The following is a 12410-nucleotide window of genomic DNA, read 5'->3' on the forward strand; positions in this document are numbered from 1 at the left end:
GAAGATTATGAACTCAAAACAAATCGACCAGCAAACGCTGCTCCAGGGTGAGCCCGATCCACTGACCCACACACCGATCCACCTGCTCTCCCTTGAATCAGTGGGCAAGCGGTACGGGAACATCATTGCGCTGCGGGATGTCACAATGGCCGTGGATAACGGCCGGGTGACGTGCGTTTTGGGCGACAACGGTGCCGGAAAATCGACGCTGATCAAGATTATTGCCGGCCTCCACCAGCATGATGAGGGTACGTTTAAGATCATGGGGCAGGAGCGGAAGCTCGCCAGCCCACGCGAGGCCCTGAACTCGGGAATTGCCGCGGTTTATCAGGATCTTGCCGTGGTTTCACTCATGCCGATCTGGCGCAACTTCTTCCTTGGTTCAGAGCTGACTACGGGGAAGGGCCCGTTTAAGCGCCTGGACGTTCAGCGCATGAAGGACATCACGCTCAAGGAACTGGCGCAGATGGGGATTGAACTCCGTGATGTGGAGCAGCCGATCGGCCAGCTTTCAGGTGGTGAACGCCAATGCGTGGCGATTGCCCGCGCCGTATATTTCGGAGCCAAGGTCCTCATTCTTGATGAGCCCACTGCGGCCCTGGGAGTAAAGCAGTCCGGGGTGGTGCTGCGTTACATCCTGCAGGCCCGCGACCGGGGCCTTGGCGTCATCTTCATCACCCACAATCCGCACCACGCTTATCCCGTAGGTGACCGCTTCCTGCTCTTGAAGCGCGGAAAGTCGATTGGTTACTACGAAAAGCAGGATGTCACGCTCGAGGAACTCACGGCGCAAATGGCTGGCGGCGCCGAGCTGGCTGAGTTGGCCCACGAGCTTGAGCAGCTCGGTGGCCATGGCGATGTTGTAGAAGAAGTTCAGGCAGAGGCGGGCAGGGCAGGCGCCCGCTAAGAGGGTTGGTCGTGTCCATATCTTGTGGACGGTGCGGCTGTGCTGCCCCTGATCGCCAAGGCTGGGGGCAGCATCTCATTCGGCGGCGCGGTGGCGCCCGGAACCAGTCTTGCCAAGAGCAGTTCGGCGGCACGCTGGCCAGCCTCGCGGCTGGAATTATCCACTGAGGTCAGACTGATCCGACGTAATGCCGCTAGCGGCGTATTGTCATAGCCGGCCACTGACAGATCCTGCGGCACGGCAAGGCCACGTTCCTCAGCGGCGGAGAGCACCCCCAGTGCGGCCATGTCATTGACCGCGAAGATAGCGCTGGGGCGCTGCGATCCGTTCAGCAGTTCCACCCCTGCGCGGTAACCTTCCTCCTCCGTAAGCCCGCCGTCAGCAAGCTGGACCAAGGCGCCCAGGCCGGCCGTTTCCATGGCTTGCACATAGCCGCTTCTGCGCTGTGCCCCCACAGCTGTCCCGGGTGCGGAAACGTGGGCAACACTCTTGTGCCCCAAGGAGATCAGGTGCTCCACGGCCAGCCGCGCGCCGGCCTGATCGTCATTGGTGACAATAGTGGCGTTGGGGCCGGGCCCGGAGGGTGCGCCCAGCACCACGGTGGGAACCTGAGAGGCAGCGGCTGCCAACAAGGCGCTGGGAGGCATGGTTCCAACAAGCACCAGTGCTTCAATGTTCATTTCCAGCAGCTTGCGCAGCAGGGATTCACCGCTTCGGCTGTCGAGACGAAAATCGCCCATCAGCATCTGCAGGCCATGCTCCGTGAGCTTGGCGTTTAATCCCTCAACCGCACTGACAAACCAGGGGTTTCGCATGTCATTGAGCACCACGCCCACCGTGCGGCTACGGGATTCACTGAGCGCGCGGGCGGCGGCGTTTGGCCTATAGCCCAGTGCCAGAACAGCCTGTTCGACGGCGGTGCGCTTGGCCGCGCTGACGTAGCCAGTGCCGCGCAGCACCAATGACACAACGGATTTGGAAACACCCGCCTGTGCTGCAACATCCATGATGGTTGCAGCGCGAACACGCTGGGTGCCGCTCATGGAACCCCTTTTACAAGTTGTTTGTCAGTTTGTTAGTACAAACTATTGACGCAGTGTCGGTGAACCTCTAGTCTAGCAAGCAGATGTTGGAGCGTTCCAACATAGTGACTTATAGGGCCGCTGGTCAGCACCCTGAGGTAAAGGAGCCCCATGAAAGAGATAACCCTCGGCTTGGTTGGTGTAGGGCGTATTGGTGTCATGCATGCCAATAACATTGCTGCCCTGAACCAGGCCTTGAACCCACAGGGAGTCACCGTCAAACTCGCTTTGACAGACGTTGCGGTGGAGCATGCCCGCGGTATAGCCCAGGGTCTGGAGGCCACCTTTTTCCTGACTGTGACCGAGCTAATCGCCTCCGGCATTGACGGTCTTGTCATCGCCACCGGCACAGCCACTCACCCCGAGCTGATCAAGGCCGGTGTTGACGCGGGGATTCCGGTTTTTTGCGAGAAACCTGTGGGTGTGAATGTTAGCGAATCTCTCCCAGTACTTGAATACATCAAAGCCCACAACGGCACCGTACAGATTGGTCACCAACGGCGTTTTGATGCCGGGTACTTGGAAGCCAAACGTGCCTACAATGCCGGGGAACTGGGCTGGATCCACTCCCTGCGAGCCGTCACCGGTGATATGGCCCCGCCGCCGGTTGAATTCTTGGCCACTTCCGGAGGGCTCTTCCGCGACTGTTCCGTCCATGACTTCGACATTCTGCGCTGGCTGACCGGACAGGAGATTGTGGAGGTCTACGCCAGAGGCTCCAATAACGGGGATCCGGCCATTGGCGAGGTGGGTGATGTTGACACCGCGTTGGCTCTTGTAACCTTCGAGGATGGAACGGTGGGCACCGTCTGCGCTACGCGCTACAACGGTGCGGGGCACGATGTTCGGCTTGAAATTCAAGGCTCCAAGGGCTCACTCATGGTGGGCTTGGATGAGAAAGTAGCCTTGAGATCGGCTGAACAAGGTGTGAATTTTCCCTCCGGTGGCTCGCACCTGACTTTTGCCGAAAGATTCGAGCCAGCCTACCGTTCTGAGCTGGTGGCCTTTGTTGAACTGATCCTTGGGCAGCGCCAAAACCCCTGCACGCCCGAAGATGCTGTTGCCGCCTCCAAGGTGGCGGACGCGGCACAAGAATCGCTAGAGACCGGCGTACCTGTCCGGGTCAAACTTTAAACCGGAATGGAATACACCATGACTTCTTCACTTGCCAACCAACTCGCAGCAGCCCCCATTTCCTGGGGTGTCTGCGAGGCCGCAGACTGGGGCTATCAGCTCCCACCCGAACGTGTTCTAGCGGACATGCAAAATTTGGGGATAAAAGCCACAGAGTTTGGCCCCCTGGGCTTTTTGCCCGTGGCACCCGCCCCGCGAGCCGCGATGCTCCAAAGCTACGGACTTGGGGCCATTGGTGGATTTTTTCCCTCCGTACTCCACCAAGAAGGCAACGATCCGCTGCCCGCTATTGAACGCGAGCTTGACGCGTTCGAGGCAAGTGGTGCCACGGTTCTGGTGCTTTCTGCCGATAGCGGCGCGGTTTCTTATGATGCAAAGCAGGAACTGACGCCAGCCCAGTGGAAAACCCTTGGCGCCAACTTAGATGAGGCTGTTCGGCGGGCCGGCGAACGTGGGATTACTGCCGTACTGCACCCACACGTGGGCACCATGATCGAGTCAGCCACTGCCGTAGAAAGGCTGCTCAATGATACCGGTGCCAACATTTGTTTAGACACCGGGCATTTGCTCATTGGCGGAACTGACCCGCTGGAACTTGTGCGCAATTACGCCTCACGGGTGGGGCATGCCCATCTAAAGGACGTCAACGCCGAACTGGCTGGCCAGGTGGGCCGCGGCGAACTGGGATTCACCGCAGGTGTGAAGGCGGGTATGTTTGTTCCCCTGGGCCAAGGTGATTGCCGCATTGCCGAGATCGTGGCGGCGCTGGTCGCCGTCAAATATCAGGGTTGGTACGTCCTGGAACAGGATGCGATTCTAAGCCAAGCCCCGGAAGGCGAAGGCCCAATGGCCGATGTTCGACGCAGCGTGGACTTCTTGCTGGCGCAGTAGTTGGTTCGGGGGCGGTAGTTCCGGCGGGAAGCATTAGTTGTGAGCGCGGTAGCCTAAGGCCGCGCTCCCAACGCTGAGTGCGGCACCAATAACCCCAGCTGTATTGTGCAATTTTGCTGGCAGAACGGGGGTACTCAAACGTAGCTGTGGGAGAAATTCAGCGTGCCGCACTGAAATTCCACCACCCATAATGATCAAATCTGGGGAGAACAAGAACTCTACATGTGAGAGATAACGTTGCAACCTGCGCGAGTATTGCTCCCAGCTCAGACCTTCATTTTGGCGTGCTACTGCCGAGGTGGTTGCTTCTGCTTTACTACCGTCGATCTCTAGGTGACCCAGCTCAAAGTTCGGCACAAGTACCCCATCGACTACCAGCGCCGAGCCAATGCCTGTGCCCAATGTCAAGATTAAAACCACTCCACCTAGGCCCTCTCCTGCGCCTTGCCTACTCTCTGCCAGGCCTGCTGCATCGGCGTCGTTAAGGACGCTGACTGGCCTCTTCAATGCCTGACCCAAGAGAGCATCAACTTCCTGGCCGATCCATTCATCGCTGATGTTGGCAGCAGAACATGCCACTCCCGCACGAATGATGGCAGGGAAAGCAACTCCCACGGCCGCCTGTGGAGTTGGGGCGAACTCCCACTTTTGAACAGTGGTGGCCACCGTTCGCACGGCATCGCAAACAGCGTCCGGGGTAGCCGGGTAAGGGGTGGGGAGCTGTGCAAGATCGCCAAGTAAACTACCCGTGTGTGTATCCACCACACCATATTTGATGGCGGTGCCGCCCACATCAATGCCCAGCCGCAGGTCCTTGCGCGTAGTTGTATCCATGGAAGTTCCGTTCGTTGTGGGGTGCAGTTCTGGGCGGAGAAAGTGCGGTGCCGCCCACCAGTTCTTGGCAGGCGGCAGCGCAGGGTTATTGGCTAGTAAGGACTAGACCAGCCACACGGTGGCGTTGGCTGGCAGCTTGCCATCGTCAAGAGCAGCGCTGCTCAGGGCAACAGTTCCTGTGGGAAGTTCAACGGCGGCAGTGCCAAAGTTGGTCACCACGCTCCAACCGTTGGGACGGGCAAAGTGCAGCACGTCCGGGTTCTCATTGGTGATCCAGGTTAGGTCTTCGGTTGTTTGCAGTGACCGCCGCAGCGCCAAAGCCTCGCGGTACAAGGACAAGGTTGAACCTGCCGCAGAGTCTTGCGCGGTTACGGCGTGTTGAGCAAACCAGTCCGGCTGAGGCAGGTGCGCTGGTGCCTCACCAAAGCCAAATGACACCCCTGAACTGGTCCACGGCAGGGGAACGCGGCAACCGTCGCGACCCTTTTCGGTACCGGTGTTGCGGAAGAAAGCTGGGTCTTGACGATCGGCGTCGGGGATGTCAGCTACTTCATGCAAGCCCAATTCCTCACCCTGATATAGGTAGGAGGAACCTGGCAGTGCCAACATAAAGAGAGTGGCGGCGTTGGCCCGGCGCAGCCCAAGTTCACGGTCCAGCTCATCCTCGGCTCCGCCAGCCAAGACCCAAGCCTTGCCATCCTGAGTTGTTTCAGTACCGGTGAGTTGCGGCAGCCCGTAACGGGTTGCATGACGAACAACATCATGGTTGGAAAAAACCCAGGTCGAAGAGGCGCCGGTAGCGGCGGACTCAGCCAAGTTAGTTGTCACAATCGAGGCAAAAGAAGCAGCATCAAAATTAGCCAAGAGTAGGTCGAAGTTGAAAGCTTGGCCCAGGCCCTCAGTGGAGGCATAGCGAGCTCGGCGTGAGTGATCCACCCACGCCTCAGCGACGGCTGTGCGGGGAGGGTTGTACTCGTTGAATAAAGTACGCCATTGTGCATATATCTGGTGGACGCCGTCCCGATCCCACAGCGGATTAGTCCCGTTGTGGAGCTCTTGTAGTTCCAAAAGCTGAGCTTGGGACGGCAACGGCTCGGAGAGGTCCTTGATCAGGGCGTGTGCCACATCAATGCGGAAACCATCAACACCTCTGTCTGACCAAAAGCGAAGGGTTGTTAGGAAATCCGCACGGATCTCCTGGTTATCCCAGTTGAAATCGGGTTGCTCGGAGGCGAACAAGTGTAAGTACCATTGGCCATCAGCAACCTGGGTCCAGGCGGGCCCCCCAAAGACGGATACCCAATCTGAGGGTGGTAGTTCCCCGTTGGTCCCCTTGCCGTCGCGGAAGATGTAGCGTGCACGGGCTGCGGAACCTTTCTTCGCTGCCAGTGCTTCTTGGAACCATTCATGCTGGTCTGAAGAGTGGTTGGGGACAATGTCCACTATCAGTTTTATGCCGGCGCCATGGAGAGCTGCTGTCATCTGATCGAAGTGCTCCAACGTGCCCAACCGGGGGTCAACGTTGCGGTAGTCGGCAACGTCGTAGCCGCCATCAGCCAGCTCTGACGGGTAGAACGGACTTAACCAGACAGCATCTATATTTAGGTCTTTCAGGTAAGGGACCTTGGCAGTGATGCCCTTGATGTCGCCGAGCCCATCAGCGTTTGCATCATAAAAACTTCGAGGATAGATCTGGTAGACAGCGGCTTGCCGCCACCAATTCGGGTCATCTGAGAGCAGGTGCGGTTTCAGTGCCGAAGGTGTGGAAGTAGACATGGAGTGTTCCTTTGTTTTAGTGCGTTTGGTGTGAGGTTGGGGGTGCAGAAGCCTATTTAACTGCACCGCGCATAACGCCGGACATAATCCAACGCTGCGCGAACAGGTAGACCACAAGAGTCGGCGCCAGTGCCATGAGATAGGAGGCGAACGCTAGGGAGTAGTTGGTATTGAACTGTCCTTGAAACAACTGCTGGACTACCGGCAGGGTTTGCATTGCGGGATCGGCTATGAGCATCTGGGGGAGTAGAAAGTCATTCCAAGAGCCAAGAAAAGCGAAAATGCCTACAGTGGCGCTCATGGGTGCTAAAAGCGGGAAGATCACTTTTCGGAATGTTTGCCACGTGCTGGCTCCGTCAAGACGTGCCGCTTCTTCTAGTTCAATGGGAATCGAGCGTAAGAAGGCAATGAACAGTAGGGAGTTGAAAGATATGCCACCCACAATGTGGATGAATGCAACGCCGAGCGGATTATCTAGCCCAAACATGGCTGTTTGCTTGATCAAAGGAAGGATCACTACAGGGAACGGCACAAACATGGCTGAGAGTAGGTAGATGTATGAAAGGCGGAAGAATTTCTTGTCCCAGTTACGCACAATCGCGTAAGCAACCATGGAACTGGCAGCCAGGGCGCCCAGCACCGAAATGACGGTGATGAAGGCTGTGGACATGAATGCGGCGGGGTAGTTGGTCAAAACAAATGCTTGGGAGAAATTTTCCCATTGCGGATCCGCTGGCCACGCGAAACCTGTTCCCGAAGCTGCTTGCTCCGGTGATTTCAGCGCCATACTGATGGTGAAATATAAGGGAATTAGGATGGTGAGGGATGCAACAAGCAGCAATGCGCTCATCCACCAGTTGATCTTGAATCCTTCGCGGTTGGCGCGCCGAATTTTTCCATGCACGGTTCCGTCTAGTTGCTGTGGACCGTGGAGTTCAGGACGTAGGTCTGTCAATGCTGTTGACATTAAAGTGAAACCTCCCGGCGGCGCAGAACTTGAAGCTGCAGCAGCGAAATGATGAGCGTAATGATGAAGAAGATGATGGCATTTGCCATTTGGTAGGAGTAGTCCCCGCCAGCAAAACCGGAAAAAATGCGCATGGCCACGGACTGGGTTGCCGTGCCGGGGCCACCTCCTGTCAAGGCCACGATAATCTCGTAGGTGCCCAGATAGCCCTTGAAACCAAGAATGATATTAATGACCACATACCCGGCGATCAGCGGAATGCTGATGCTGCGTATTTGGCGCCAGGCCCCTGCCCCATCAAGGGCCGCCGCCTCAGTCACATCCGCAGGGATGCTCTGCAGACCAGCCAAGTAGATGATGGTTGCCCCAGGGGCGCCCTGCCAGACGGTGACGAAGACGATTGCTACCCACGCCCAATGCTCATTGGCCAAGATGCTGGTGGCCAGCGGGGAGAATCCAAAAGTCTCGGCAAGGGTGGGCACGGTGGTGGAGAACAAGTAGTTGAAGACGTAAGCAACAATCAGCCCGGAGAGCACCATAGGGATGAAGTAGATGCCGCGAATACCTGTCTTGAACTTAATTTTGGCGTTCAAACCCAGGGCCAGTAGCAACGCCACCACGTTCACAGTGAGGGTTGCCACGATGGCGAAGAAGAAAGTGAAAAGGTAAGAGGCAAGTATTTCCGGATCGCTGAAGATGTTCCGGAAATTTTGGAAGCCAATCATTTTCCAATCGCCGTAGCCGGCGTAATTGGTAAAGCTAAAGAATCCGCCAATGATGGCTGGGACTGTGCTGAACAGGGCGAACAAAATAAGCACCGGAATGATCATCCAGTAATACGTGGGATCAACCTTGCGCCCTCGGTATGTTTGGGCCGGCGCGGCGGCAAGTTGGGCCTGTTTGGTCGGTTGGGTACTAGGCCTGGACGGCGTGGGTGTGCTGACGTCGGCTGGGGCAGTCATGATTGTCCTTTAAAATCTAGGCGTTGCGAGTGGCAACGCGGTGCCAAGCGTCGTCGAGCGTGGTCAGGAAAGCTTCGTCATTTCCGTTCAAAGCCAAGGTTTGGAAGTAATTGTTCAAGGTGATGGCCGGCGGAAAGTAGTTGGTAACGTTGAGGTAGTACTTACCGGAGCTGATCAACGGCTGCAGCCCGGCGATCTGAGGGTTGATGTCTTGTGAACCCTGCTTCAGAGGAGAGAACGCGGAGAATTTGCTGTTGTAGGCGCTAACAACTGCAGGGTCCATCAAGTAATTGACGAACCGTTTTGCCGCTGCAAGTCGTGGAGAAGAGCGGACAATTGAAAATGTCATGTCCAGGGTAACTTGGGCGTGCGTATCGGCGGGATCTTCGCTTGTGGGCAGTGCAAAGGTGCCCACTTTGAGGTCCGGATTGATGGTTGTTAGCTCGGACAACGCCCAAGGCCCCTGCATATACATGGCGGCACCGCCCTTGGCGAAGGCAGCGTTGCCATCGGTGTAGGACTTACTGCCAGCATCTTTTTGGGTGAATTCTAGAATCTCAAGAAACTTATCGGTGGCAGACTTGAAACCGGTGCTGAAGGAAAGCTTGGTGCTGGTTTTCAGTTCCTCAGCAGTGCGCGGCATGTGGGAGAAGAAATCTGCAAGATCCACTGTTCCTCCAGCGGTGTAACCGTAGGGCTGTCCCAGCGTCCAGGAGTCCCTGAAAGTCCCGTAGATTGGCGTGATCCCGGCAGTCTTGAACTTCTTGCATACTGTGAGAAATTCGCTCCACGTGGCGGGAACCTCTACCCCGTGTTCGGCAAAGAGCGTCTTGTTGTAAATAACGCCTGCGGCTGCCAATGAAAAGGGCAACGCGCTGAGCTCTGATCCTTGATACTGCCCAAAGGATTTGATGAGTTCGAGCGCTTTGGGATCGGCCATAGTTGCTGCCGGGAGGTCGGAGAGGTCAGCGAAAATGCCCTTGCTGGTGAAATCTGCCACTGTTACCGAGTATGAGTTAGTGACAACATCCGCGGGGTTATTGCGGATCAGCCCGGGTACCCAATTGCCGGCATTGAAGTCCTGGATGACGCGGATATCAGTATTCTTTGACTCAAAATCCTTGATCAAAGTGTTGAAATATTCCACCACTTCGGGTTTGTTTTGCTGCAGACGTATTGTGGTGATGCCGTCGGTGCCTGAGCAGGCAGGTAGTGCCAGTGCCGCTCCGGCAACAGTGGCTAGAGACAAAAGCTTCCGACGGGTGAAGGCGGATGGGCTCACTGCATAGTTCCCGCAGTGGATGACAGAATGGCCTGCATAAAAACTCCTTTGTTCTTTCTGGCAGCAGTGGAGCTGTGTTGCGACCCGGAAGCGAACAGTTATAGAAAATTTGACTCATATATTTAGATTCTAAATTTATCTCCTGTTAGTATTATGTACATCACACGGTAAGACGTCAAGGGATGATTTCTTGGAACTCACGGCAAGTACGCCCCAGCAGCTCCGGCAGAGGAATATGAGTGTCATTTTGGCGCACATGCGGCGGTGTGAAGCTGTTACCGGCACTGACCTTATCGAGGCAACTGGGTTGGCGCGTGCAACAGTCATAGCGGTATGCGATGACTTGATTGAAGCCGGCTGGGTGCGGGAATTACCGTCGCAAAAACTAACAGTGCAAAAAGGGCGCCCGGCACGAATCTTCGAATTTGATGCTCTGGCCGGAGTGGTTGTGGGTCTGGACTTCGGGGCGGCCAAGACCACTGCACTGGTGGCAGACTTGCGCGGAAACATTCTGGCAAAGGCCACAGAGAACCTGGGCGGTTTCACTGCTCCTGATGCCCAACGCCTAGCCACTATTGACAAAGCCATCAAGAAGGTACTGGGTGAGGCAGGGGTTGCCTCTACTGATGTGCTGGTTGCTGGGGTAGGTATTGCCGCGCCGGTGGACCGCAGCGGAAACATCTCCCACAGCCAACTCTTCTGGGAAAGCTTTGACATTGGCATCCAAGAGAATCTGCGTGACCGCTACGGCTGGCCCGTGCTGCTGGGAAACGATGCCAACCTGGCGGCCATGGCCGAGCATTGGATGGGTGTGGGCAAGGAAGTTAGCGATCTAGCCGTCATGTTGGCAGGTGAGCGCATTGGCTTCGGACTGATGGATTCGGCTCAACTGCGCCATGGCGTATCAGGGCGCAGCGGTGAAGTGGGACTTTTAGAGTTGGTAGATGGAGTGGGCACTCCGGATGGAATTGCGGCATTAGCCCGCGACATGGCTCTAGCCGCCTGCAAAACCGGCGCTCCGGCAACAGTCCTAACTACCCAAGTGGACGCACACAGCGGGGAGATCCCCGCCGAGGCCGTCTTTGCCGCGGCAGCACAGGGGGACCAAGTAGCTCAACAGATCCTTGATTCCATTGGCAGGCGTATCGCCAGGGTTGTGGCGATCATGGCAACGTTTACGGATCCTGAACTTGTGGTGATTGGTGGGGCAGTGGCGGCATCTTCGGAGGTTCTGCTCAAACCCCTGCGAGAGGAACTGGTCCGGTTCATGCCTAACCCTCCTCGCGTGGAAGTCTCTACCCTTGGCGACGCCATAGTTGGCCTAGGTGCGGTTCGGTTAGCCCTTGACTATGTGGAAAAACATGCCTTGGACTTGCTGCTGGTCGGCTAGATACCTGCGAACAAGCGTAAGAATAGGGGCACTGCGCTATGCAACCTCACTTTATTGCGATCATCACCAATGACCAAAGACCAAAGACCAAAGACCAAAGACCAAAGACCGATGACCGATGACCAATGACCAAGGTGCGTGGGCCAGGGGGCGAACTATGCCCGAACGTATTTCCCCTGCCCTTGACCAGCCGGGTGCAGCGGGGCGGGAATTTACCGAGTTCTTTTGTGCTTCACCTGTTTGTTCACCTGCTCGGGCGTCGTTGCCCACCGGAAGAATGCCATCGGCACACGGGGTCCATTACTGGATCCGGGGCGAAAGTGATGCAGGCTCAACCCGTGGCGTGCACTACCTGAAGCCGTTCTCATTCACCCCAGAGTTACTACCAGCCTCCGGTTACAGTTATGCACACTCGGGAAAGTGGCAGCTGGGTGATGCCAGAGAAGCCGCACCCGGTTTCAACCGCTGGTTCAGCCATCTCTCCGGCGGGGCCCCTACTACGGTGCGGCAGTCTCTGACAATGGCGAATTGCGCACCGAACCTGGTTACATCAGTGACGCCATAGGGTCCAGAACACCACCCGGAACTACTAAGAGCACTGCATCAGGGGTACGACTTCCCCAGCATTGTCCACGAAGATGCCCATGATTGGTCCAAGTGGAACAAGTGGGACAACGGCGAGCTTGCCGCCGCCATGCGCTGTCCCCAAGAGGCCCTCAGAGGATTTTGTGCTGCGCTGACGGGAGTAGACCAAGGTGCACAAAAGCTGGTCGCCGACTTGGAGGAATTGGGCGCACGCCAGGACACCTAGATCATCTTTCTTCCCGACAATGGTTTCAGTTGTGGCCACCACGGCATCTGGGGCAAAGACAACGGCACCACACCCTTGAATGTTTGGGAGGATTCGATCCGTGTCCCTTTCTTCAGCGATAGACCATGCAGCATTGCGCCGATTTTGGACCACCGCACAACGGCAGCGGTTTCTCTGCACGCAACCTTGTTGGAACAAGCCGGTGTGCAAAAACCGCAGGATCCTTGGGGTGCGGGGGGAATCATGTGCCAAGTCCCCACTGACTGTGCCTGGTTCTGTGCCTGGTCATAGGCTGGGGACTCGGGTTAAGACTAGGCTGGGGACTCGTCAGGGGACTAGCCAGGATTTGAATACGGCTGTGGTGATCTATCACG

General features: G+C 56.7%; 12 protein-coding genes. 5 read left to right on the top strand and 7 right to left on the bottom strand.

The genetic code is table 11. From position 1 onward, the window contains the following. The first annotated feature begins 7 nt into the window (after positions 1 to 7). Positions 8 to 907 carry an ATP-binding cassette domain-containing protein gene (locus AAFM46_RS02665; protein WP_283531706.1) on the top strand — a complete coding sequence of 300 codons (900 nt, stop codon included), beginning with the start codon at positions 8 to 10 and terminating at the stop codon, positions 905 to 907. Here AAFM46_RS02665 and AAFM46_RS02670 read toward each other — a convergent pair. Beyond that, positions 904 to 1950, bottom strand: coding sequence for a LacI family DNA-binding transcriptional regulator (locus AAFM46_RS02670; RefSeq protein ID WP_343319397.1), 1047 nt, complete (start codon positions 1948 to 1950; stop codon positions 904 to 906). The genes AAFM46_RS02665 and AAFM46_RS02670 overlap by 4 nt on opposite strands. A 150-nt stretch (positions 1951 to 2100) precedes the next feature. Here AAFM46_RS02670 and AAFM46_RS02675 point away from each other — a divergent pair, with 150 nt between their 5' ends. After that, entirely contained in the window at positions 2101 to 3123 is a 1023-nt protein-coding gene (locus AAFM46_RS02675) for a Gfo/Idh/MocA family oxidoreductase (RefSeq protein ID WP_343319399.1), read from the top strand. An 18-nt stretch (positions 3124 to 3141) separates the two neighbouring features. Next, entirely contained in the window at positions 3142 to 4014 is an 873-nt protein-coding gene (locus AAFM46_RS02680; RefSeq protein ID WP_343319401.1) for a sugar phosphate isomerase/epimerase, read from the top strand. 33 nt (positions 4015 to 4047) lie between these two features. On the opposite strand, the gene AAFM46_RS02685 is transcribed toward AAFM46_RS02680, so the two are convergent. The 5 genes from AAFM46_RS02685 to AAFM46_RS02705 all read right to left on the bottom strand — a co-directional run bounded on the left by AAFM46_RS02685 (position 4048) and on the right by AAFM46_RS02705 (position 9835). Then, on the bottom strand, positions 4048 to 4848 hold the full coding sequence (locus tag AAFM46_RS02685; RefSeq protein ID WP_343319403.1) for an ROK family protein: 801 nt from the start codon (positions 4846 to 4848) through the stop codon (positions 4048 to 4050). Positions 4849 to 4950: 102 nt separating this feature from the next. After that, positions 4951 to 6624 carry a glycoside hydrolase family 13 protein gene (locus AAFM46_RS02690; RefSeq protein WP_283531701.1) on the bottom strand — a complete coding sequence of 558 codons (1674 nt, stop codon included), beginning with the start codon at positions 6622 to 6624 and terminating at the stop codon, positions 4951 to 4953. A 52-nt stretch (positions 6625 to 6676) separates the two neighbouring features. Next, positions 6677 to 7591, bottom strand: a complete 915-nt coding sequence (locus tag AAFM46_RS02695) for a carbohydrate ABC transporter permease (RefSeq protein ID WP_343319406.1) — start codon at positions 7589 to 7591, stop codon at positions 6677 to 6679. Continuing rightward, entirely contained in the window at positions 7591 to 8421 is an 831-nt protein-coding gene (locus tag AAFM46_RS02700; RefSeq protein ID WP_343320334.1) for a sugar ABC transporter permease, read from the bottom strand. The genes AAFM46_RS02695 and AAFM46_RS02700 overlap by 1 nt, the downstream gene beginning before the upstream one ends. Before the next feature lie 148 nt (positions 8422 to 8569). Beyond that, the gene (locus AAFM46_RS02705) at positions 8570 to 9835 is read right to left on the bottom strand and encodes an extracellular solute-binding protein (RefSeq protein ID WP_343319408.1); all 1266 of its coding nucleotides are present in this window, start codon (positions 9833 to 9835) and stop codon (positions 8570 to 8572) included. Between the two features lie 235 nt (positions 9836 to 10070). Here AAFM46_RS02705 and AAFM46_RS02710 point away from each other — a divergent pair, with 235 nt between their 5' ends. After that, positions 10071 to 11225, top strand: a complete 1155-nt coding sequence (locus AAFM46_RS02710; RefSeq protein WP_343319409.1) for an ROK family protein — start codon at positions 10071 to 10073, stop codon at positions 11223 to 11225. A 157-nt stretch (positions 11226 to 11382) separates the two neighbouring features. After that, entirely contained in the window at positions 11383 to 11790 is a 408-nt protein-coding gene (locus AAFM46_RS02715; RefSeq protein ID WP_343319411.1) for a hypothetical protein, read from the top strand. A gap of 24 nt (positions 11791 to 11814) precedes the next feature. On the opposite strand, the gene AAFM46_RS02720 is transcribed toward AAFM46_RS02715, so the two are convergent. Then, positions 11815 to 12189: a hypothetical protein gene (locus AAFM46_RS02720; RefSeq protein WP_343319413.1), complete on the bottom strand. Its 375-nt coding sequence runs from the start codon at positions 12187 to 12189 to the stop codon at positions 11815 to 11817. Between the last annotated feature and the right edge of the window lie 221 nt (positions 12190 to 12410).

The organism is Arthrobacter sp. TMP15 (assembly GCF_039529835.1).
In the GTDB taxonomy this organism is placed as follows: Bacteria; Actinomycetota; Actinomycetes; order Actinomycetales; family Micrococcaceae; genus Specibacter.